Origin of the sequence: Rhizobium sp. WSM1274, from assembly GCF_025200775.1 — a bacterium.
Classification (GTDB): domain Bacteria; phylum Pseudomonadota; class Alphaproteobacteria; order Rhizobiales; family Rhizobiaceae; genus Rhizobium; species Rhizobium leguminosarum_I.
This window is the reverse complement of record NZ_CP104141.1, coordinates 41,737-63,350: the sequence shown is the minus strand read 5'-3', so window position 1 is coordinate 63,350 and position 21,614 is coordinate 41,737. Positions and strand designations below refer to the sequence as shown.

The 21,614-nt window shown below is 61.4% G+C and carries 17 protein-coding genes and 3 pseudogenes; 10 read left to right on the top strand and 10 right to left on the bottom strand.

From position 1 onward, the window contains the following. Window positions 1-29 precede the first annotated feature (29 nt). The 5 genes from N2600_RS32090 to N2600_RS32070 are packed head-to-tail and all read left to right on the top strand — an operon-like array spanning window position 30 to window position 5,940. Window positions 30-1,175, top strand: coding sequence for an isovaleryl-CoA dehydrogenase (locus tag N2600_RS32090; protein ID WP_260112131.1), 1,146 nt, complete (start codon window positions 30-32; stop codon window positions 1,173-1,175). After that, window positions 1,172-2,782: a carboxyl transferase domain-containing protein gene (locus N2600_RS32085; protein WP_260112130.1), complete on the top strand. Its 1,611-nt coding sequence runs from the start codon at window positions 1,172-1,174 to the stop codon at window positions 2,780-2,782. The genes N2600_RS32090 and N2600_RS32085 overlap by 4 nt, the downstream gene beginning before the upstream one ends. Before the next feature lie 7 nt (window positions 2,783-2,789). Next, entirely contained in the window at window positions 2,790-4,655 is a 1,866-nt protein-coding gene (locus N2600_RS32080; protein ID WP_260299779.1) for an acetyl/propionyl/methylcrotonyl-CoA carboxylase subunit alpha, read from the top strand. Beyond that, window positions 4,655-5,107 (top strand): MaoC family dehydratase, encoded by a 453-nt coding sequence (locus N2600_RS32075; protein WP_260112128.1) that lies wholly within the window; start codon window positions 4,655-4,657, stop codon window positions 5,105-5,107. The genes N2600_RS32080 and N2600_RS32075 overlap by 1 nt, the downstream gene beginning before the upstream one ends. Then, the gene (locus N2600_RS32070; protein ID WP_260112127.1) at window positions 5,104-5,940 is read left to right on the top strand and encodes an HpcH/HpaI aldolase/citrate lyase family protein; all 837 of its coding nucleotides are present in this window, start codon (window positions 5,104-5,106) and stop codon (window positions 5,938-5,940) included. Before N2600_RS32075 ends, N2600_RS32070 begins: the two co-directional genes overlap by 4 nt. Window positions 5,941-6,000: 60 nt before the next feature. Here N2600_RS32070 and N2600_RS32065 read toward each other — a convergent pair. Then, a pseudogene (locus N2600_RS32065) lies at window positions 6,001-6,193 on the bottom strand (efflux transporter outer membrane subunit); the annotation flags it as partial. A gap of 11 nt (window positions 6,194-6,204) precedes the next feature. Between N2600_RS32065 and N2600_RS32060 the strand changes: the two are divergent. Beyond that, window positions 6,205-6,395: pseudogene (locus tag N2600_RS32060) on the top strand (hypothetical protein); the annotation flags it as partial. On the opposite strand, the gene N2600_RS32055 reads toward N2600_RS32060, so the two are convergent. Then, window positions 6,332-7,072: a DUF4231 domain-containing protein gene (locus N2600_RS32055; RefSeq protein WP_260112126.1), complete on the bottom strand. Its 741-nt coding sequence runs from the start codon at window positions 7,070-7,072 to the stop codon at window positions 6,332-6,334. The pseudogene N2600_RS32060 and the gene N2600_RS32055 overlap by 64 nt on opposite strands. A gap of 259 nt (window positions 7,073-7,331) precedes the next feature. Continuing rightward, on the bottom strand, window positions 7,332-8,474 hold the full coding sequence (locus N2600_RS32050) for a M24 family metallopeptidase (protein WP_260112125.1): 1,143 nt from the start codon (window positions 8,472-8,474) through the stop codon (window positions 7,332-7,334). A 148-nt stretch (window positions 8,475-8,622) separates the two neighbouring features. Here N2600_RS32050 and N2600_RS32045 point away from each other — a divergent pair. Further along, window positions 8,623-8,778, top strand: a pseudogene (locus tag N2600_RS32045) (alpha/beta fold hydrolase); the annotation flags it as partial. 29 nt (window positions 8,779-8,807) lie between these two features. On the opposite strand, the gene N2600_RS32040 reads toward N2600_RS32045, so the two are convergent. Continuing rightward, window positions 8,808-9,512, bottom strand: coding sequence for a GntR family transcriptional regulator (locus tag N2600_RS32040; protein WP_017968568.1), 705 nt, complete (start codon window positions 9,510-9,512; stop codon window positions 8,808-8,810). 149 nt (window positions 9,513-9,661) lie between these two features. Between N2600_RS32040 and N2600_RS32035 the strand changes: the two genes are divergently transcribed. Beyond that, complete coding sequence (locus N2600_RS32035) at window positions 9,662-10,573, top strand: dihydrodipicolinate synthase family protein (protein WP_260112124.1); 912 nt, start codon at window positions 9,662-9,664, stop codon at window positions 10,571-10,573. A 49-nt stretch (window positions 10,574-10,622) separates the two neighbouring features. Here N2600_RS32035 and N2600_RS32030 read toward each other — a convergent pair whose 3' ends face one another. From N2600_RS32030 to N2600_RS32010, 5 genes are all read right to left on the bottom strand, one after another. Further along, window positions 10,623-11,723: an ABC transporter ATP-binding protein gene (locus N2600_RS32030; protein WP_170260011.1), complete on the bottom strand. Its 1,101-nt coding sequence runs from the start codon at window positions 11,721-11,723 to the stop codon at window positions 10,623-10,625. 9 nt (window positions 11,724-11,732) lie between these two features. Continuing rightward, on the bottom strand, window positions 11,733-13,676 hold the full coding sequence (locus N2600_RS32025; protein WP_260299778.1) for a glycoside hydrolase family 127 protein: 1,944 nt from the start codon (window positions 13,674-13,676) through the stop codon (window positions 11,733-11,735). 27 nt (window positions 13,677-13,703) lie between these two features. After that, window positions 13,704-14,573: a carbohydrate ABC transporter permease gene (locus N2600_RS32020; RefSeq protein ID WP_260112122.1), complete on the bottom strand. Its 870-nt coding sequence runs from the start codon at window positions 14,571-14,573 to the stop codon at window positions 13,704-13,706. Next, window positions 14,573-15,496, bottom strand: a complete 924-nt coding sequence (locus N2600_RS32015; RefSeq protein WP_260112121.1) for a carbohydrate ABC transporter permease — start codon at window positions 15,494-15,496, stop codon at window positions 14,573-14,575. The genes N2600_RS32020 and N2600_RS32015 overlap by 1 nt, the downstream gene beginning before the upstream one ends. Window positions 15,497-15,579: 83 nt before the next feature. After that, window positions 15,580-16,827, bottom strand: coding sequence for an ABC transporter substrate-binding protein (locus tag N2600_RS32010; RefSeq protein ID WP_260299777.1), 1,248 nt, complete (start codon window positions 16,825-16,827; stop codon window positions 15,580-15,582). 178 nt (window positions 16,828-17,005) lie between these two features. Here N2600_RS32010 and N2600_RS32005 point away from each other — a divergent pair, with 178 nt between their 5' ends. Continuing rightward, entirely contained in the window at window positions 17,006-18,022 is a 1,017-nt protein-coding gene (locus N2600_RS32005) for a LacI family DNA-binding transcriptional regulator (protein ID WP_222384976.1), read from the top strand. Between the two features lie 42 nt (window positions 18,023-18,064). On the opposite strand, the gene N2600_RS32000 is transcribed toward N2600_RS32005, so the two are convergent. Beyond that, window positions 18,065-19,123, bottom strand: a complete 1,059-nt coding sequence (locus tag N2600_RS32000; RefSeq protein ID WP_162117492.1) for a LacI family DNA-binding transcriptional regulator — start codon at window positions 19,121-19,123, stop codon at window positions 18,065-18,067. Between the two features lie 136 nt (window positions 19,124-19,259). On the opposite strand from N2600_RS32000, the gene N2600_RS31995 reads away from it, so the two are divergent. Then, on the top strand, window positions 19,260-21,581 hold the full coding sequence (locus N2600_RS31995; protein WP_260112119.1) for an alpha-L-rhamnosidase: 2,322 nt from the start codon (window positions 19,260-19,262) through the stop codon (window positions 21,579-21,581). Window positions 21,582-21,614: the final 33 nt, after the last annotated feature.

Sequence of the window (21,614 nt, the reverse complement as noted above, 5' to 3'; positions counted from 1 at the left end):
GCGCTACATATTTCAGCGGGAGGAGTGCCATGTTTGATTTTTCGCTCGGCGAAACCGCGGACGCGATCCGTGACACGACGGCGCGGTTTGCCGCCGATCATATTGCTCCGCTGGCTGCGGAGATCGACGAAAGCAACACGTTTCCGCGCCAGCTCTGGCCCGAGATGGGTGCACTCGGCCTGCATGGGATCACCGTCGAGGAAGAATTCGGCGGCGCCGGTCTTGGTTATCTCGATCATGTCGTCGCCATGGAAGAGGTTTCGCGCGCCTCGGCCTCCGTGGGGCTCAGTTACGGCGCCCATTCCAATCTCTGCGTCAACCAGATCCGCCGCTGGGCTTCGCCGGAGCAGAAGCGCCGCTATCTACCGAAGCTGATCTCTGGCGAACATGTCGGCTCACTCGCCATGTCGGAAGCCGGCGCCGGTTCCGATGTCGTTTCCATGCGATTGCGCGCCGAGAAAAAGGGCGACCACTATATCCTGAACGGCACCAAGTTCTGGATCACCAATGCGCCGCATGCCGATGTGCTTGTTGTCTATGCCAAGACCGATCCAGCAGCCGGCCCGAAAGGCATTTCCGCCTTGATCATCGAAAAGGGCCTGCCCGGTTTCAGCGTCTCGAAAAAACTCTCCAAGCTCGGCATGCGCGGCAGCGATACGGCCGAACTGGTCTTTGAGGATTGCGCGGTGCCGGCGGAGGCGCTGATGGGCCGGGAGGGAGAAGGCGTGAAGATCCTGATGTCCGGTCTTGATTACGAGCGCGCCGTGCTTGCCGGCGGGCCGCTCGGCATCATGCAGGCCTGCCTCGATGTCGTGCTGCCCTATGTGCGCGATCGCAAGCAGTTCGGCAAGCCGATCGGCGATTTCCAGCTGATGCAGGCCAAGATCGCCGACATGTATGTCGCGCTGAATTCGGCGCGCGCCTATGTCTATGCCGTCGCCCGCGCCTGCGATGCCGGCCGCACTACACGCACCGATGCCGCCGCCGCGATCCTTTTTGCCAGCGAAAATGCCGTGAAGGTCTCGCTGGAGGCGATCCAGGCGCTCGGCGGCGCCGGCTATACCAAGGAATGGCCGGTCGAGCGCTTTTTGCGCGACGCCAAGCTTTACGATATCGGCGCCGGCACCAATGAGATCCGCCGCTACCTGATCGGCCGGGAGCTCATTGCGTCATGACGGTGATTTCGACTGCGATCGACCGCGACAGCGAGAGCTTCAAGGCCAATGCCGGCAAGAACAAGGCCCTCATCGACGAGCTCTATGAGCGCTCAGCAAAGGCGCGCGAGGGCGGATCGCAAACGGCGCGCGAGCGCCATACGAGCAAGGGCAAGCTGCTGCCGCGCGACCGCATCCAGCTTTTGCTCGATGCCGGCAGCCCGTTCCTGGAGATCGGCACGCTGGCCGCCAATGGCATGTATGATGACGAGGCGCCAGGCGCCGGCATCATTATCGGCATCGGCCGCGTTTCCGGCCGCGAAGTAATGATCGTCGCTAATGACGCCACGGTGAAGGGCGGCGCCTATTTCCCGATGACGGTGAAGAAACATCTGCGGGCGCAGGAGATCGCGCTGCAGAACCGCCTGCCTTGCATCTACCTCGTCGACAGCGGCGGCGCCAATCTTCCGCATCAGGCCGAGGTCTTTCCCGACCGCGATCATTTCGGCGCGATCTTCTACAACCAAGCGCAGATGTCGGCCGAGGGAATCCCACAGATCGCCTGCGTGATGGGAAGCTGCACCGCCGGCGGTGCCTACGTGCCCGCCATGTCCGACGAAACGGTCATCGTGCGCAATCAGGGCACGATCTTCCTCGCCGGCCCGCCTTTGGTGAAGGCCGCGACCGGCGAGATCATTTCGGCCGAAGAGCTCGGCGGCGCCGAAACCCATGGCCGCCGCTCTGGCGTCGTCGATCATGTCGCCGAAAACGACGAACATGCGCTGCTGCTCGTCCGTGATATCGCAAGCACTCTCAACAGCGTGAAGGCCATTGATATCGACCTCAAGCAGCCACGACCGCCGAAACTCGATCCCGAGGATCTCTGCGGCCTGATCCCGGAGAATGTTCGCTCGCCCTATGATGTGCGCGAGGTCATTGGCCGGATCGTCGATGGCTCGGAACTGCATGAGTTCAAGCCGCTCTACGGCGCCACGCTGATCTGCGGCTTCGCCCGCGTCTGGGGCATGCCCGTCGCCGTCATCGCCAATAACGGCGTGCTGTTTTCCGAAAGCGCACTGAAGGGCGCGCATTTCATCGAGCTAGCTTGCCAGCGCCGCATACCTTTGCTGTTTCTGCAGAATATCTCCGGCTTCATGGTCGGCGGCCGCTATGAGGCCGGCGGCATCGCCAAGGATGGGGCAAAGCTGGTGACGGCGGTTGCGACCGCGAGCGTGCCGAAGGTCACGGTCATCATCGGCGGCAGCTTCGGCGCCGGCAATTACGGCATGTGCGGCCGCGCCTATCGCCCGCGCTTCCTCTTCACCTGGCCGAACAGCCGCATCAGCGTGATGGGCGGCGAACAGGCGGCCTCAGTGCTCGCCACGATCCGTCGAGACTCCATGGAGGCGCGCGGTGAGAATTGGCCTGTTGAAGAGGAGGAAGCCTTCAAGGCGCCGATCCGCGCCGGCTACGAGGCGGAGGGCAATCCCTATTATGCCACGGCTCGCCTCTGGGACGACGGCATCATCGATCCGCGCCAGACGCGCGATGTGCTGGGCCTTGCCTTTTCCGCCTGCCTGAATGCGCCGATCCCGAAAGGCCCGCGCTTCGGCCTGTTCAGGATGTGAGGCGCCAATGATGGAAAGTCTTCTCATTGCCAACAGGGGCGAAATCGCCCGCCGCATCATCCGCTCGGCCAAGATGCTCGGCATCCGCACCATCGCCGTCTATTCCGAAGCCGATGCCGGCCTGCCTTTCGTAAGGGAGGCCGACGAGGCGATCGCCATCGGCCCCTCGCCGGCCCGCGAAAGCTATCTCTCGCAGGAACGCATCCTCGAGGCCGCCCGGAAAACCGGCGCTGCGGCGATCCATCCCGGCTACGGTTTCCTTTCGGAAAATGCCGGATTTGCCGAAGCGGTGGAAAAGGCCGGTATCCTCTGGGTCGGCGCACCGCCCGCCGCCATCCGGGCGATGGGGCTCAAGGATGCGGCCAAGGAATTGATGCAGGCAGCCGGCGTGCCCGTGACCCCCGGCTATATTGGCGCGGACCAGAGCAAAGAAAGGCTGGCGGCCGAGGCGGATACCATCGGTTACCCCGTGCTCATCAAGGCCGTCGCCGGTGGCGGCGGCAAGGGCATGCGTCGCGTCGAACGCCCGCAGGATTTCGCCGAACGTCTCGCCTCCTGCCGCCGTGAGGCGGCCGCCGCCTTCGGCGACGACCGCGTGTTGATCGAACGCTATATCGCCAATCCGCGTCATATCGAGGTTCAGGTTTTCGCCGATACGCTCGGCAATTGCGTTCATCTTTTCGAACGCGATTGTTCGCTGCAGCGCCGCCACCAGAAGGTCATCGAGGAAGCCCCTGCCCCCGGCCTCGATGCCGCAACCCGGGCAGTGATCTGCGATGCGGCGGTGAAAGCCGCAAGAGCAGTGAATTATGTCGGCGCCGGCACCATCGAATTCATTGCCGATGCCTCGGAAGGCCTTCGCGAAGATCGCATCTGGTTCATGGAGATGAACACTCGCCTGCAGGTCGAGCACCCGGTCACCGAGGCAATTAGTGGCGAGGATCTGGTGCTCTGGCAGTTGAAGGTCGCTAGCGGCGAGCCGCTGCCGAAAAGCCAGGACGAAATCGCCATGAACGGCTGGGCCTTCGAAGCCCGCCTCTATGCCGAAAATCCTGCCGCCGGCTATCTGCCCTCGACCGGCTGGCTCGAACATCTCAGCCTGCCAGAAACAATCCGCGTCGATAGCGGCGTCGAGCAAGGGGATGAGATCACCGCCTTCTACGATCCGATGATTGCCAAGGTCATTGCCCATGGGCCGAACCGCGAGGCCGCACTTTCGAAGCTCGCAGCCGCCTGCGCAGGTATCGAGGTCTGGCCGGTCAAATCCAATGCCGGCTTGCTTGCCCGCATCGCCGTCGATCCGGATTTTCGCGCAGCTCGGATCGATACCGGCTTTCTCGACCGCCATGGCGATAGCCTGGTGGCGACGGAGCCGAGCGAAATCGCGATCGACACCGCGGCCACTGTGCTTTCAAGAAATACGGATGGTGATCCCTGGTCCGCGCTTGCCGGGTTCCGCATCGCCGGCGCGGATGACAAGAGGGTGCGCATCCGTATCGGCGAGCACCTCCTTTGGGGGCAATCACGTCGGGAGCTTGAGGCAAATGCCGTCACGATCGGTGAAACGATGGCGCTTTTCGACGCCGGCAATGCCTGGCCGATCAGCCTGCCTGTGGCAAGTGAAGTCGAGGCAAGTCAGGGTGCCGGCGATGGCGCGATTCTGTCACCCATGCCCGGCCTCGTCATTTCGGTGGATGTGGCCGACGGCGATCGTGTCGCCAAGGGGGACCGCCTGCTGACAGTCGAAGCGATGAAAATGGAACATTCTCTACGTGCGCCCTTCGACGGCATCGTCGAAAAGCTGCAGGTTTCCTCGGGGATCAGGGTCTCGGAAAACCAGCTGGTCGTCAGCATTGTGAAGGAGCAGGATTGATGGCCGGCCGTTATTTCGACGAGTGGACGGTCGGCGACCGCATCGCCCACGACATCCGCCGCACGGTCACCGAGACCGACAATCTGCTGTTCACGACGCTTTCCCACAATCCGCAGCCGCTGCATCTCGATGCCGATTATGCCACAGGCACCGAATTTGGCCGGATCGTCGTCAACGGCACCTTCACCTTTGCCCTCACCGTTGGCCTTTCGGTCGGCGACACCACGCTCGGCACGCTCGTCGCCAACCTCGGCTATGACAAGGTGACGATGCCGAAACCGGTCTTCATCGGCGATACGCTGCGGGTGGAAACTGAGGTGATGGAGCTGCGTCGCTCGAACTCCCGCCCCAATGCCGGCATCGTCACCTTCCGGCATATCACCCTGAACCAGCGCGGCGAGACCGTCTGCCAATGCCTGCGCATGGCGATGCTGAAGGTGAAGTCGTCATGAGGCTGCGCTCGCTGCTCTTTGCGCCCGGCGACCGGCCGGAGCGTTTCGAAAAAGCGCTCGCCTCAGGCGCCGATGCCGTCATTCTCGACCTGGAAGATTCGGTTGCGCCCTCAAACAAGGCGAAAGCGCGCGAGAGCGTGCACGAGTTCGTCCTGCATCATGCCGGCGAGACCCCTCTCCTGATCCGCATCAATCCCCTCGCCTCGCCAGAATTCGAAGACGACCTTACCGCTTTGAGCGGCCTTCATCCTTTCGCGATCGTGCTGCCAAAGGCCGAGGGTGCCGCTTCGGTGCTGAAGCTCGCAGGCTCTCTTGCATCTGCAATTCCCATCCTGCCGATCGCAACCGAAACGCCATCCGCGATCTTCGAGATCGGCAGCTACCGGGATGTCGCGAGCAGCCTCTGCGGCTTGACCTGGGGTGCTGAGGATCTATCTGCCGCGATAGGGGCTACGACCGCGCGCAGGACGGATGGCCGTTACACGCCGCCTTACGAGCTTGCCCGCTCGCTCACGCTGTTCGCAGCCCATGCCGCCGCCGTTGCGGCAGTCGACACCGTCTATCCAGATTTCCACGATGTGGGCGGTCTCAGGGCCTATGTCGGCCGCGCCCGGCGCGACGGCTTTTCCGGCATGATGGCCATCCATCCGAGCCAGGTCGAAACGATCAATCACGCCTTCACGCCGGATCCGTCCGAGATCGCCTGGGCGGAGAAAGTCGCCGCCGCCTTCGCCGCCAGGCCCGACGCGGGCGTCATCCAGCTCGACGGACGCATGCTGGACCTGCCGCATCTCAAGCTTGCCCTCCGCATCCTGGAGACAGCAGGCCGATAGCCAGCGAGCCGCTCGCTTGACTGTCTTCGGCCAATTAGTCTGACTTCGCCGTTGGCTCGGGGCGTCGATATAGCTTTCGACCAGGTCTTTCAGGAAGGTGAGCTTTGCATTGTCAGCCGTTGCATAGGCGGCCCCCCAGCGAGGCAATCGCACTCTCCTTGGAGCGACGGTATTGGGCGAAGAAGTCGAGCAGCCAGAAAAGGCTGGCCTCGCCGCCTGTCGTGTTCGTGGTGCCGATGGTCATACGCTGCGAATACCTTGTGAGCGAGCACCCAGTTCTCCGTCGGCGAAGATCAACTGACATTCGTCCTGCCGGTGCGCCGAGCTCAGATCGTGGTCCCTGTCATCGAGTCAAGCTCAAGCCAGGGAGCGCGGCTGGCATTCAGAGGGCTCAGGGATTGGCTCCGGTGGTCCCTACAAAGAACTGGTTGAGTTGCTTCATCTCCAGCGCATGAGCGCGCTTTCTAAGAGCGACTGCCTGTTTGAGCGTCGCTAGCTCATCCGTTATGTCAATGAGATGAGCCTCGGCGACGAGCATCTCTGCTTCGATCCTTCCCTGCTCTCTCAATTGCCAGACGTCCCGGATGCGGAATTGAACGATTATCGTGCCGAAAAGCGCCACGAGCGCGGAGGTCGCCATTGGGAGCCATTGGGGGATAACCGTGCTATAAGCCGAAAATAATGAAGAGAGGCCGCTCAGAACGATGATCCCCAATGTGAGAAAATTCCAGAGATACTGATTCACCCTGGAGGATCGCGCATACCAGTTTCGATGCGTCCGCAGGTCACGCAAAGCCTGCCTTTTGATCTCGACCATATCCGATGGGAGCATCTTTTCTGCTCTCTCTTGATCGATCTCCCGTCTTGCCGCCAGAATTACGTTGATGATAGCGATAGTTATCCCGAAGGTAATCATGAACCAGGCGATGTAGTGCAAAGGGACGTCATCGAGAATGACGTTTGGAAAAAACTCGGGTTTAAAAAATTCAATTAAAGTGCCAAGCGATACCAAGAATACAGAAAAGACAACCACTGCTATCGAAAGCATCGCCGCCATATTTCTATATCTGCCATTCAGTGTCAGTTTCCGAAGTTGGGCCGAGTCATCCTCATCCTTTCTGAGCAGGTCCATCGTCCTATCCTCGAGACTGTAGATTAACCACAGTCAACCTTGTAGCACGTCAGAAAGCAAGTAACGTTTGTGACGAATTACTTGATAGATCGAATTGCAGGCTACCCGCGATCCGGTCGATATGTCCGATGCCGCGAAACGGCCCCCGCCATATCGCCAACGTTCAGGCTCGGGTAGCCTCCGCCAGCGGTCGGTCGAGATCGCGGGCAATATATTCCTGGATCTGCCGGACGAGAGCGGGCAGGAGATGGTGCCCCGCTCAGGAGAATTGCTCGGTCGGTCCCGCCGCCGGATTGGTCAGCCAGCATGGTCCCTCGGCGGTCATGTACATATGGTCTTCCAGCCGAATCCCGAATTTCCCGGGGAAGACGATCATCGGTTCGTTGGAAAAACACATGCCGGCGGCAAGCGGCGCGTCGTTGCCTCGAACGATATAGGGTTCCTCATGGATCTCGAGCCCGAGGCCATGACCGGCGCGATGCGGCAAACCTGGCAGGCGATAGTCGGGGCCAAGGGAGTGTTTGGCAAGCACCTTACGGGCCGCATCGTCGAGGCTCGAGCAGGCGGCACCGATCCGGGCTGCGTCGAAGACGGCCTGTTGCGCCTCGCGCTCGATCCACCAGGCCCGTTCGAACGCACTTTCGCCGCCCTCCAGCATATAGGTCCTGGTGATATCGGAATGATAACCGTCGATCCGGCAGCCGGTATCGATGAGAATGACGTCGTCACGACCAAGGACCTGATCGCCGTCGGCGCCATGCGGAAGCGAGGTCGCCGCGCCGAAGGAAACGATGCAGAATGTCGAGCCGGCATCGGCGCCGGCCTGGCGATGCTGCCGGTCGACGAAATCGACCACCTCGGATGATTTGATGCCCGGCTTCAAGAGGCCATGCGCTTGCCTGTGTACGTCAAGCGTCAGGTCCATCGCATACTGAATGAGGGCAATCTCCGCGGCCGATTTGATGCAACGCAGGTCGCGGATCAGCCGCCCGCCATCGGCAAGCCTCGCCGCGCCCATCTCCGCTGCCAATGCATGATAGAAGAAAAGCGGCAAACCATCGTCGAGGGCAAGTCTGCCGCCCTGGGCAACAAGGCGGGCGATGAGAGCGGCGCTGCTCTCCTCCTCTTCCCAGACCAGGATTTCCCCCGGCAGATGCGGCAGCGTTTCGACACGGCTGCGCTCGAACCCTGGAACGATGTAGGATATGGTCGCGGGCGTGACGAGCGCGCCGAGGAACCTCTCGCTCGGATGCCAGACCAGCCCCGTGAAGTAATGCAGGCTTTCGGTCGGCCCAAGAAGCACCGCAGCCAATCCTTCGGCTTCGACCATTGTGCGAAGCCTGGCGAGGCGGTTCTGCCGTTCGTCCTCAGTGATGCGGGGTACGGGGTGCTGCCACGACATGTTGTTTTCCTGCTTTTCCTGCGCTTCCAGATCGATGAAACCCTCGCCTTGCAGCGGGATCTTGAACCGACACTAATGCCGCTGTAGGCAATATGTCGACATGAAAAATGAGGAGATGACGATGGCGGCCGAATACACCTGACCGGGCATGCTGATACGTGCCGGGCTTTCGCTCGAAACAGCCCGCCACGTCGCCAACGTGGTGACCAACGAATTCGAGCATGACGGTGTTTGCCAGTCGGCGGCTGTCCTGCGCCGGATGATGACCTTGGTCAGGGAGCAAGGCGGCCCCCTCGCCTCCTGAGGCTCCAACGGTTCATTGCTCTCGTCGCGTCAGGACATGCTGATCGCCACCGGCCGGTCGAGGTCGCGGGCGATATATTCCTGGATCTGGCGGACGATCTGCCCGGCGTGGGCGATCGCCAGCCGGTCGGCCCGCTCGACGTCACCGGCCTCGATCGCGGCGATGATCTCCTCGTGTTCGTCGACATACTGGCGCGGCAGACGGTCGTCGAATGTCGAGTAGTAAAGGCGCAGGATACGGCGGCCCTCGTCGAGCAGCCTGGCGAAGAAGGCCGTGTAATAGGAATTGCCGGCAAGTTCGGCGATCGCGACGTGAAATTCGCGGTTCGCCTCGATCATCGCATAGGCATCGCGCGCGGCAACGGCTTCGGCGAAGTCCTTCTGATGCCGGCGGACGGTCTTCATGATTTCGCCGTTTCGCCGTTGCGCCGCGCCGCGCGTCGTCACCCGGTACATCAGCGTCAGCGCTTCGAAATAGGTGGGCAGGCTTGCGAAATCGATCGTCGCAACGATCGTGTTCCTGTTCGGCAGCGTCGTGACGAGCCCGTCGGCAGCGAGCCGCAACAGCGCCTCGCGAATGGGAGTCCGCGACATCCGGAAACGTTCCGACAGCCGCACCTCGTCGAGCGGACTGCCGGGTTCCAGCGCCATCGACAGGATTTCCTGCCTGAGCGTCACATAGACGCTCTGCGTGCCAGAGCCGCGCACCCGCACATTTTCCGCGTCGTTCCGCATTTGTCCGCCCTCTTTCGTTAGAGCCTTGTATTTCGTTTTGGCCGATTCTCGCAATGTCGGTCTTCGGGGCTTCAAATTTGTAAGCTCACATCATTGAATCTTGTCGACAGTTTGTATATAAGGCAACTAGTTTCAACGAGGCTCGATCAATGACCACAGGATGGAAGGGCGTATTTCCCGCCGTAACGACACAGTTCAACGATGATCTTTCCGTTGATTTGCCCTCGACCCAGCGCGTCCAGGACGCGCTTGTAAAGGATGGCGTCAACGGGCTGATCGTCATGGGCACATGTGGCGAGAACAATTCGCTGGACCCCGAGGAGAAGCGCACGATCCTGAAAGCTGCCGTCGAGGTCGTCAATGGCCGCGTTCCCGTGGTGACGGGCGTGTCCGAATTCGACACGCGCCGCGCCGTCGCCTACGTCCGCGACGCCGAAAAGCTCGGCGCCGACGGCCTGATGCTGCTGCCGGCCATGGTTTATGTGCCGAAGCCCGAAGAGCTGATCGCGCATTTCCGCACCGTCGCCGAAGCGACCTCGCTGCCGATCATGCTGTACAACAATCCGCCGGCCTACCGCGTCAATATCGGCGCCGATGTGCTGAAGGTGCTTGCCGACGTGCCGAACATCAAGGCGGTCAAGGAAAGTGCGCCGGATCCGCGCCGCTTCACCGATCTCATCAATGAATTCGGCGATCGTTTCGATATCTTTGCCGGTCTCGACGACGTCGCGCTCGAAGGCCTGATGCTCGGCGCCAAGGGCTGGGTCTCGGGCTTGACCAGCGCCTTCCCGGAGGAATCCGTGCAGCTCGTTGCCGCCACCGAACGCGGCGACTGGGAAGAGGCCCGCAAGATCTATCGCTGGTTCATGCCGCTTCTGCACCTCGATGCCGAACACGATCTCGTGCAGTCGATCAAGCTTGCCGAGCAGATCATGGGCCGCGGCTCCGAGCGCGTCCGCCTGCCGCGCCTGCCGCTTTCGGGCGCCCGCCGCGCCGAAGTCACCGCCATGGTAGAGAAGGCCGCTGCCACGCGTCCTTCGAAGATCCGTCAGGCTGCCTGATCAACGAGCCGGCAACCCCGCGGTTGCCGGCCTTTTCCGTGTTTGCTGTTCAGGCAAGCGCCAGCGACCGGCCGGTCGCCGGATCGAACAGATGCATCTGGTTCATGTTGAACGAAAGCGGCATCGTCGACATCGGCCTCGGCCCGCTCTCGGGATCGATGCAGGCGCAAAGACTTGCCTCGCCGATCGCGAAATAGACCATAGTCTCCGGCCCGAGAGGCTCCACAAGATCAATCTTGGCTTCGATGTCGGCATAACCAGGACGGGCCTGGCGGTCGGTGATCGATTCCGGCCGGATCCCGAACACCACTGGTTTGCCGGCATGGCTGGCATAATCGCCGGCGCGCGCTCCCGGCACGGCAAGCTCGCTGCCGTCAGTCAGTTTGACGACGAGACCCTTCTCTCCTGATAGCAGCGTCGCGGACAGGAAATTCATCGACGGCGAGCCGATGAAGCCGGCGACGAACTGGCTGACGGGACGATGATAGAGCGCCTGCGGCGGCCCCGCCTGCTCGATGATGCCGCCATTCATCACCACGACACGATCCGCCATGGTCATCGCCTCGACCTGGTCGTGGGTGACGTAGACGGTCGTCGTCGGCAACAGCTGGTGCAGCCGCTTGATCTCCGTGCGCATCTGCACGCGAAGCTTGGCATCGAGGTTGGACAACGGCTCGTCGAAGAGAAAGACTTTCGGGTTCCGCACGATCGCGCGGCCCATCGCGACGCGCTGACGCTGGCCGCCCGAAAGCTGGCCCGGGCGCCGGCCGAGCAACTCGCTGATATGCAGGGTTTCCGCCGCCCTGATGATACGCGCGTCGATCTCGCTCTTGGCGAGCTTCTGCTGCTCCAGGCAGAACGAAATATTCTCCCGCACCGTCATGTGCGGATAGAGCGCGTAGTTCTGAAAGACCATGGCGATGTCACGTTTGCCCGGGCCGAGCCGGTTGACGACCTGGTCGCCGATGACGATCTCGCCGCCGGTGATGTGTTCGAGACCCGCAATCATGCGCAATGTCGTCGATTTTCCGCATCCCGACGGGCCTACGAAAACGACGAATTCATTGTCTTCGATGTCAAGGCTGATGCCGCGGACGGCCTCGTAGATGCCATAGGATTTAACGATGCTCTTGAGTTCCAGCCGCGCCATGGTTTTCTCCTAGACCTCCTGCAACCAGATCGCCATCGCTCCGGGCTCGCGATTGGCCCAGAGGTGATAGGGGATCGCCGTGAAGGGCCGCTCCTTCAGCGCGGAGGGCGCGGTGCGATAGAGTGCATTCTGCCAATCGGCTATATCGGCTTCGAGCGCGGTGCCTTCGAGGACGGTCGCTCCGCCGAGAAGCGCGGCATCGTAACGGGCAGAAATTTCCTCAGATGCCGGCAGGCGGAGCCGCTGCGGCTCGCCGCCGAGGTCCGTCTCCTCGATGCAATAGACGACAGGCCCGCGCCGCAGCGCGACGCGTCCGCCGTCTTCGGAGACGGCAGGATGCGCGTAGATGCGCTCGACCGGCATCGAGAAGCCGATGCGGACCTCGTCACCATTCTGCCATTCCCTTGATATTGCGGCATAACCCTTCGTCACGCATTGATCGAGATCGACGGCAACGCCGTTGACCGAGATCTGCGCCTGCCTGCACCATCCGGGGATGCGAAGACGAAGCTGAAACCGGCTTGGCCGCTCGACGGCGAACCGCAGGCTGATGTCGCCATCCCAGGGATATTGCGTCTCCTGGACCAGGCGCACGAAGCTGTCGCCGACTATGAGATCTGCGCAATTGGTGCCGTAGAGATGGACGGCGAGCTCATGATCATCAGTCGAATAGAAATATTGGCCGAGCGACGTGATGAAACGGGCAATGTTGGTCGGGCAGCAGGGGCAGTAATGCCATTTCCACCGACGGTGCTGCCCGTGGGTTTCAAGGACGTTCTCATAGAAATAATGTTCACCGTCGCGTGAGATGCCGGAAAGCGCGCCGTTGTAGAGCACCGTTTCCAGCCTGTCCGTGAACTTGCCGTCGAGATCGATCTGCGCCATGCGATGGCTCCAGAAGCCGAGCGCGACGGCTGCGCATGTCTCGGCATAGGCCGTCTCGTTCGGCAGGTCGAATTCCCGGGTGAACCCTTCATTGGATGCCGAGGGGCCAAGGCCGCCGGTCACGTAGAGCTGGCGGCCGACCAGGTTGTCGAAGAGCCGGTCGCAGGCCTCCTTCAATGTCGGATCGTCGTTCTCACGGGAGAGATCCGCCATCGCAGAAAAGAGGTACATGGCGCGAACCGCGTGTCCGACGACCTGGTGCTGGTCGCGCACCGGCATATGGGCCTGGCTATAGGCATATGTCTTGTAGACGTAATCGTCCGGGTTCTCGCCGCGCCTGCGAGCCTCCTCGTCGTAATACGAGGGCATCCGGCCGCGTTCGTCGACGAAATAGGTCGCAAGCTTCAGATGCCGCGGATCGCGCGTCACACGGTAGAGTTTGACCAGCGCCAACTCGATTTCCTCATGGGCATCGTAACCCCTGAGCTTTCCGGGCTCGGCACCGAAGGTTTCCATGATATGGTCGACTGCGCGGATCATCACGTCGAGGAAACGGCGCTTTCCCGTCGCCTCGTAGTAGGCGACGGCCCCTTCCAGCAAGTGGCCCATCGAATACATCTCGTGCAGGTCGCGCAGATTGGTCCAGCGCCTGTCCGGCTCGCGGCGAATGAACCAGCTGTTGACGTAGCCATCGGCCATCTGCCCTTTTTCGAGCTTTTCGACGATAGCATCGATCTTCGCCTCAAGCGCAGCATTCGGGTGAGCCTTCAGCGTGTAACTTGCGGCCTCGATCCATTTGCCGAAATCGGAATCGAAGAAATGCTGCATCGACAGTCCGCTCGGCTGGATCGGGCGCACCAGCGGCCCGGCCGGCTTGTCAAAATCGAGCACCTCGAGGAAGCCCTCCTCTTCCAGCCGCTTGTGCTGTGTCGGGATGGTGACGTTGCGAACCGTCTCCGTCCAGCTCTGCCAGAAACCGCCATCAAATACGACACCGGAATGGTCGGCAGGCCTGTATCGCTGCCGTCCCGCAGCGCGTGCCGGTTGAAAGCGAGGTGAGCTGGTCATGAGGACTCCTGAGCGGGACGAGCGCTGTTACTTCACGGCGCCGGCCGTCAGGCCGCGCACGTAATATCGTTGCAAGAGAAGGAAAAGCAGGATGCAGGGGACCATGGTCACGGCTATGCCGGCCTGAAGCGCGCCCCAGTCGATGATGCCATAGATGCCCGACGAAACATTCACCAGCATGATCGGCAGCGTGAACTTGTTCTGATCGGACAGAAAGATGAGGGCAGCGAGGAATTCGTTCCAGGAATTCAGGAAGGCGAACATCGCAACGGTGGCGACACCGGGAAGCGCGATCGGCAGCATGATCCGGCGCAGGATCGTCGCCTGCGACGCGGCGTCTATCCGCGCCGCTTCGATCAGCGCCTTCGGCACTGCATCGAAGGCGTTGCGCATCATGAAGACGGAAAAAGGAAGCTGGAAGGTCACGTAGATCAGCACCAGCCCGAGAAGGCTGTTCTGCAGCCGGAAGACTTTCAGGATCAGGAAAAGCGGCGTCAGGATCGACTGGAACGGGATCATCATCGTTGCCATGATCAGCACGAAGAGCAGCGACTGGCCGGGAAAGCGGAATTTCGAAAAGCCGTATCCCGCCGGCACCGCGACGAGCACTGTCAGGATCACCGTTCCGGCCGCGATCAGCACCGAATTGGCGGCATAGACGTACCAGCCGGCGCCGACATGCTCGAGGCGGCGGTAGTTCTCGAGCGAGAATGCCTTCGAGAAAAGCGCTGCCGGATCGGCAAGTGCTGCGGCCGCGGGCTTGAAGGAATTGGCAAAGGACCAGACGATCGGCATCACGAAGAAGATGGCAAAGACGCATGCCGTCAGAACGAAAGCGAGATAACCGAGCCGCTCGCTCGCCGGCTTCGCTGCGAGATTGTGGTTGAGCCGTTCCATCAACCCTCCTCCGGCCGCTGGCGCAGCAGGACGAACTGGATCGCGCTGATCGCCACCAGGACGACGAGCAGGGCAAAGGAGATCGCCGAGCCATAACCGAGACGATAGGATGAAAACGAGGCGAGATAGATCGAGAAGACCGCGGAGATCGTGCTGTTCTCAGGGCCGCCCTGAGTGATGATGAAGAACTGATCGAAGGCCAGCATCGATGAAGTGACGTTGAGGACGAGCGCCAGCACCACCGAGTTCCTCATCAAAGGCAGCGTGATCCGGCGAAACCGGCCCCAGACGCTGGCGCCGTCGATCCTGGCGGCTTCGATGACGTCGTTCGATATGCTCTGAAGGCCGGTCAGGAGAATGATCATCGTGAAGCCCGCTGTTTTCCAGACGACCATCAGGATGACGACGCCGAGTGCTGGCCAGAAACTTTCGAGCGGCCTCGGCGCGCTGTCGATGATGCCCGCGCTGCGCAACAACTGCGCAAAGACGCCGCTATCGGGATTGAGCAGCCACATCCACAATGTCGAGGCCGCCCCGAAGCCGATGACAACAGGCATGAAATAGATCGTGCGGAAAAAGCCGGCGATCCGCAGCGGCCGGTCGACGAGCAGCGCCAGGGGAAAGGCCACCAGGAAGATCGCAGCCGTGACGAGCACCGTGTAGAGCAGCGTGAAACCTAGGGAATGCCAGAGCTGGGTGTCGCTGATCAGTTCGGCATAGTTGGAAAGGCCTATGAACTTCGTCCGGCCGAGAAGCGGCCAATTGTAGAAGCTCATCCAGACCGTCATGACAAGCGGCACGAGGAAGAGCACGACGATGAACAGCAAGCCCGGCAGGATGAAGGCAAGGCCGAGCCAACCCTTCGGCTCGGGCTCTCCGGCTGCGACTGCGCGCCTCCGGTTGCGAAGTGTCGAGGATATCACCGCAACTCCTCCTTCCGTTTGAACGTCGAGATGTGAAGGAAACGGCAGGACATCCACAGATACCCTGCCGAAGCCCATCGGGCTCAGTTCGGATTGGTGCGTTCGAGGATGCGGGTGAAGTCGGCCTGCGTTTTAGCGATCGTTCCGTCGACGTCGTCGCCGAAGATCGTGCCCTGGATCAGATTGAGGAAGGGACCGGTGCGGCTGACGAAGAGTTCATCGGACGAAAAAGTGTAGGGCGTGCGCGCCTTGGCGAGGATATCGTAGGCAACGAGATTGCGCGGGTCGAATTTCGCATAGGCTTCCGCGGCGAGGTCGGTGCGCGACGGCATGCCCGATTCCTGGGTGATATAGACCTGCTGCTCGGGCTGCATGTAGAAATTGACGAAGTCGAGCGCGACCTTCTTCTTCTCGCCGCTGATGCCCTTTATCAGGGACAGCGTGTCGCCGCCGGCAAAGCTCGATGCACCACCCTCCGGCCCCGGGATCGGCGCAACGGCGAACTTCACGTCGGGATATTTGCTGGTCAGCAGATTGACGATGTAGGAGCCGGTCATCAGGATGCCGACCTTGCCCGAGGCGAAGGCCTCGACGGCATTGTTGCCATTGCCCGACCGCGAGGTCGGATGGATCGCACCAGCCCTCCACATATCGCGATAGGCGGCGATGGTCTCGCGCAGCGCCGGCGTATGGACGGTGGCGCTACGGCCATCATCGCTCAGCACATCGGCATTGGCGGCCCAAAGATGCGGCAGGAAGTCGTAGATCAGCCAGCTTCCCGAATTCGCCACGAAATAGAAGCCGTAGGTCTCGTTGCCGAGCGCGGCGATCTTCTTGGCGTCCGTGGCAATCTCTTCCATCGATGCCGGCGCCTTGTTGGGGTCGAGGCCGGCCTTGGTGAAGAGATCGGTATTGTAGGCGATGATCGAGGCATCCGGCAGTGCCGGCACGCCGTAGATCTTGCCGTCATAGGTGGCAAGACGGATGTGGGACGGGCTCATGGCGGAGGAATAAGGCAAGCCCTTCACGAAGTCGGAGATATCCTCGAGACCATCCGCCGCGGCAAAGGTCGGGAGATAGATCAGGTCGAGCACGGCGCCGTCGGGAGCCGCGCTGCCGGCAATTGCCGCACCCAGCTTCGGCACCATCTGCTCGGCTGTTATCTGGGTGACGTTGACCTTGTCGGAGTGCGATGCGTTGTATTTGTCGGCCAGTCCCTGAAGGACGGCGCCGGAGGACGTGCGCACCCATAGGGTGATTTCTTCGGCGCTGGCGAGAGAAGAGCTTGCCAGCAGCGCAAGAGCAGTGATCGTTGTTTTCAGTCGAAGCATGCTTGTTCCCCTTTTCTCGTTCAGGCCTCAGGCCTTCGGACGAAACGGACGTTAAATCAGAATTTTTTTGGTGTCGACAGTCTGTGTGCATAAATCTGGCATGCGATTGATAAAACCTTTTAACAGCACGATTTTTTCTGCTAAAAGCTTTTAGCATGAATTGAAGACGAGGCGTGGTCTGAAGAATACCGGTGATCGGAGACGGACGATCTACGACGTGGCGAAGGCTGCGGGCGTCAGCATTTCGACGGCGTCGAACGCGCTGAACGGCACCGGCCGGACGAATGCGGAGACGCGCGAACGGGTCCGGCGCGTGGCAGAGGAGATCGGGTTTCGGCCCAATGCACTCGCCCGTGGGTTGCTGAGCAAGCGAAGCCATGCGATCGGCATGCTGACCAACGACACCTATGGCAGACTGACGCTGCCGATGGCGGCCGGGGTGTCGGAAGTGCTCGTCGATCACGGCGTGTCCGTCTTCCTCTGCGCCACGAACAATGATCCGAGGCTCGCCCAGCTGCACCTGGAGGCGCTTCTCGACAGGCAGGTCGACGGCATCATATTCACCGCGACGCGCCTTGACCTCGAGCCGCCGGTCCAGTTGTCCCGCTTGCCGATACCCGTCGTCTACGTCTTTGCCGAGGGACCGGCCGACAGCGTCACCTTCTTTCCGGACGACGAACAGGGGGCGCGCCTCGCCGTCGACCATCTCAAGGAACTGGGCCGGTCGCGGATCCTGCACATCACCGGCCCGCGGGATTACCTAGCCGCTCGCATCCGCGCCCAATCCTATCTCGACGCCTGTGGCGGCGGTGCCGAACCGATGTTCGGCGAGTGGTCGGAGGAATGGGGTCACGAAGCCGTCCAGACGGTGTTTGCCCGGCCCGGCGCAAAGCCCGACGCCATCTTCTGCGGCAGTGACGAGATCGCCCGCGGCGTCATCGACGCGCTGCGCGACCTCAATGTGGAGATTCCCACGGATGTCGCCGTGGTCGGGTTCGACAATTGGGAGGTCGTCGCACGGCAAACGCGCCCGCCGCTGACCACCATCGACATGGAGTTGAAGGAACTGGGCCATCGCGCCGGCCTGGCAATTCTCAGCCTCTCCAAGGGTGAACCGGTCCCTGCCGGCATCACCAGATTGCCGTGTCGCCTGGTCGTGCGGCAGTCTTGCGGCAGCCCCCTTCAATCCGACTGAAAACGACGGCAAGCAACACAGGCAAGCCGGCCGCCGTCGCTATTATCTGTCCGTGGAATTGCCAGGACGGGTCAGGCTGTTGCGGCTGACCAGCGACGGTATCTGGAAAATATGCTCGGAAGCGGTACGGCCTTCTATTCTGGAAATGAGGGCCCGGGTAGCGATCTGGCCGAGCTCCCTGCCCGACTGGTCGATGCTTGCGAGATTGACGAGGCCAAGTGCTGCGGTCGACGAATTGTCGTATCCGATGACGGCGAGGTCTTCGGGCACGCGCACCCCCATCTCCATAGCCAAGCTCAGAAGGGTGATCGCGTCGAGATCGCTCCAGCAGAACACGGCGCGCGGTCTATCCTTCCTCGATAGGAACCTTCGCATCGCCTCTTCCCGTTTTGGCGAAGCAATCGGAATTTTGCCGATCGCTGGCGAGGAGCCGAGCCCGCCACGCTGCATCGCACGGCGGAACCCGATCTCACGCTGGCGGACGACAGAGACCGCGTGCCCCTGGCGCTCGCCAAGGCTGAGCATTTCGATGTCGCGATAGCCGCAGGCTAAAAGCGCTTCCACGGCGATCTCCGCGCCGCGCTGATCGTCGGCATTGACGGTATCGAAGGCCGTGGCGCTGGCATCGTGGTAGCCGACCGCGACGATCGGTATCTGGACTGCGAACTTCGCCAGAATCTCCGAGGGCAAACGCGGCGCAACAAGGATAAGGCCGTCCATCTTGTAGTCGATCATCGACTCGATCAACGACGTCTCCAACTGCACGCGCGCATCGCTGACGCCGATCATCGCCTGGTAATGCGAAGGTCCAAGCACCTCGTTCACGCCGGCAATCACCTCCGGAAGGAAGGGATTGCGGATATCGATCAGGAGCACTCCGATGGTGAAACTCCGGCCACGCAGCCCGCGTGCCGCCCGCGAGGGGCGATAGGCGAGTGCCTCGATGGCATCAATCACCCTTGCGCGCAGCGCATCGCTGACGCCATAGGCATTTCGCATCACCTTGGAAACCGCTGCGACCGATACGCCTGCGTGAGTTGCCACGGTCCGGATCGTCACGCGATCGTTTCGTTGCGGCTTTTGTTTGTCTTCGATTGGCATGAAATCTCTGGCTTGCTGCGGGTCGTCAACATCGTCCGCAGAACCACCATGGCAGACTGGCAACGAAAATTCTATTGCGCTTCCGAAGAAAATGTAGAACGTTATATGGAGAACGTTCTACATTCGGGAGGACTTGATGAACTTTCAGCCGGCAGCCATCGGCGGCAACCTCGTTTCGCGTGCCTGGTCGGGGGAAATGATCGCGCCACTATCGGATGGCGGTCAGGGAACGGCCGCAAGCTTCGTCTCCAAGACTTTCGAACATGACGGCGCCAAGCTTCCCGTCGAGCTCTTTATCTCCGCACTTGGCCTCTACCGCTGCTTCATCAACGGCGTTCGTGTCGGCAACGACCTGTTGACCCCGGGCTGGACGAACTACGACGATCGCCTTGCCTATCAGCGATATGACGTCTCGAACCTGTTCAAGCCGGGCCTCAACCGGATCGAGATCTGGCTTGCCGACGGATGGTACCGGTCGCCTTTGATGTGGGGCGCCCAGGCAATCCCAAATTGCTGGGGCGACAGGATCGGCGCCATTGCCGATCTGATCGGATCGGATGGCACCGTTCTTTCCACCGACACCACATGGCGAAGCGGTATTCTGCCGATCCTGAAGTCGGGGATCTACTTCGGCGAAATCTACGATGCCCGCCACGAAAACTACTTGGAGAGCCACGGCACCGAACGATTGCCATTCGACAGGGAACTGCTCGTCGCGCATGAAACGGCTGCCGTGCGCGAGTTGCGGCCACTCGCCCCGGTCGACAGCTGGACCGACGATGAGGGCAGGACGGTCTACGATTTCGGCCAGAATTCCGGCGGCTATGTCAGATATACAGTCCGCGGCACCGCCGGCGCCGAAATTCGGGTGGAGCATTCGGAGGTACTCGGCCCCGATCGTCATTTCGACAATCGCAACTATCGCACGGCCACCGCGCACACTGTCTACACGCTGCGGGGAGACGGCGATGAAACCTACGCACCGCATTTCACCTTCCACGGCTTCCGCTATGCCAGGGTAACGATCAAGGGCGATGCGAAGATCCTTGCAATCGCGTCCATCCCGATCTCGTCGGTGCCCGAGCCCGCCGGCGGTTTCACCTCGGGCAATACACTGGTCAATCGCCTCGTCGAGAATACCATCTGGTCGCAGCGCGCCAATTTCGTCGAAGTACCGACCGATTGCCCGCAACGCGACGAGCGCTTGGGCTGGACGGGCGACGCCCAGGTCTTTGCCGCAACCGCATGCTGGCTGAGCGACAGCCAATTCTTCCTGAGGAAGTATCTGCGGGATGTGATGGCCGATCAACGCGAGGATGGCGCCGTCTCACATTTTTCGCCGGATCCGACGCGTCTGCATCCGGCCAATTTCCCGGGCTATGCCGGTTCGACTGGCTGGGGCGACGCGATCGTCGTGATTCCTTGGGTACTCTACACGCATTACGGCGACCGGGCCGTCCTGTCGGAGTGCCTGGATTCCATGGTGCGCTGGGTCGATTTCGTCTGGTCGATCTCGGACGGTCCGCTCGTGCGTCCGCCCTCGCATTGGGGGGCCCGAGGTTTCACTTTCGGCGACTGGCTGCAACCGGTCGGCGACAATCGAAAGCCTCGTCCGACGATCGCCGACGATTGCGCGGCGACGCTCTACCACTTCATCTCGACCGACCTTCTGGCAAGGATCGCAGCCATTCTCGGCGAGCATGCGCTTGAAGAGAAGATGAAACAGCGCGCAAGCGAGATCCGGCGGGCATTCACCAACGAGTTCATCACGCCGGCGGGACGGCTCGCGCATAATGACCAGACGTCCTATGCCTTGGCCTTCCTCCACGACCTGATACCGGCGGAGCACACGCAAGCCGCACAGCAGCATTTCCGGCAGGTGATCATCGATGCAGACTACAAGATCGGCACCGGCTTCATCGGCACGCCCGCCCTGCTGCCGGCGCTGACGAAGCTCGGCATGGACGATCTGGCCGAAAAGGTCTTCCTGCAGGAGGATGTGCCGGGCTGGCTCTACCAGGTCTCGAAGGGAGCGACGACGATCTGGGAGCGCTGGGATTCCATGGCGCCTGACGGCACCATCTACGAACCCGACATGAACAGCTACAACCACTATGCCTATGGCGCGGTCTGTCAGTGGCTGTTCGAAAGCGTCGCCGGAATTTCGCCGAGCCCGAGCGCGCCCGGATTTACCGAGGTGATCGTCGATCCGGCGCCGATTCCGTCCCTTTCACCGGTTTCGGCCCATCATGATAGCAGCCAGGGGCGCATAGAGGCCGGCTGGCAATGCGACGGCAACAAGATCACCTATGTGCTGACGCTTCCGAAAGGCTGCATCGGCCGGTTCCGACCTGGAAAACGGCATCAAAACCCGTCGCTCAATGGAGAACCTGTCGTCGCGGAAGCCATTCTTCCCCCCGGGACACACCAGCTGGTCTTTTCCCTACCCAATTCTTGAGGAGCATACACGTCGCATCGTTCAGAGGAGGAA

Coding starts and splice junctions, on each gene's coding strand:
- N2600_RS32025 (WP_260299778.1), bottom strand. CDS start 13,676: ATGACCAGCTCACCTCGCTTTCAACCGGCACGCGCTGCGGGACGGCAG.
- N2600_RS32010 (WP_260299777.1), bottom strand. CDS start 16,827: ATGCTTCGACTGAAAACAACGATCACTGCTCTTGCGCTGCTGGCAAGC.
- N2600_RS32050 (WP_260112125.1), bottom strand. CDS start 8,474: ATGTCGTGGCAGCACCCCGTACCCCGCATCACTGAGGACGAACGGCAG.
- N2600_RS32085 (WP_260112130.1), top strand. CDS start 1,172: ATGACGGTGATTTCGACTGCGATCGACCGCGACAGCGAGAGCTTCAAG.
- N2600_RS32030 (WP_170260011.1), bottom strand. CDS start 11,723: ATGGCGCGGCTGGAACTCAAGAGCATCGTTAAATCCTATGGCATCTAC.
- N2600_RS32075 (WP_260112128.1), top strand. CDS start 4,655: ATGGCCGGCCGTTATTTCGACGAGTGGACGGTCGGCGACCGCATCGCC.
- N2600_RS32000 (WP_162117492.1), bottom strand. CDS start 19,123: ATGCCAATCGAAGACAAACAAAAGCCGCAACGAAACGATCGCGTGACG.
- N2600_RS32020 (WP_260112122.1), bottom strand. CDS start 14,573: ATGGAACGGCTCAACCACAATCTCGCAGCGAAGCCGGCGAGCGAGCGG.
- N2600_RS31995 (WP_260112119.1), top strand. CDS start 19,260: ATGAACTTTCAGCCGGCAGCCATCGGCGGCAACCTCGTTTCGCGTGCC.
- N2600_RS32070 (WP_260112127.1), top strand. CDS start 5,104: ATGAGGCTGCGCTCGCTGCTCTTTGCGCCCGGCGACCGGCCGGAGCGT.
- N2600_RS32080 (WP_260299779.1), top strand. CDS start 2,790: ATGATGGAAAGTCTTCTCATTGCCAACAGGGGCGAAATCGCCCGCCGC.
- N2600_RS32040 (WP_017968568.1), bottom strand. CDS start 9,512: ATGCGGAACGACGCGGAAAATGTGCGGGTGCGCGGCTCTGGCACGCAG.
- N2600_RS32035 (WP_260112124.1), top strand. CDS start 9,662: ATGACCACAGGATGGAAGGGCGTATTTCCCGCCGTAACGACACAGTTC.
- N2600_RS32055 (WP_260112126.1), bottom strand. CDS start 7,072: ATGGACCTGCTCAGAAAGGATGAGGATGACTCGGCCCAACTTCGGAAA.
- N2600_RS32090 (WP_260112131.1), top strand. CDS start 30: ATGTTTGATTTTTCGCTCGGCGAAACCGCGGACGCGATCCGTGACACG.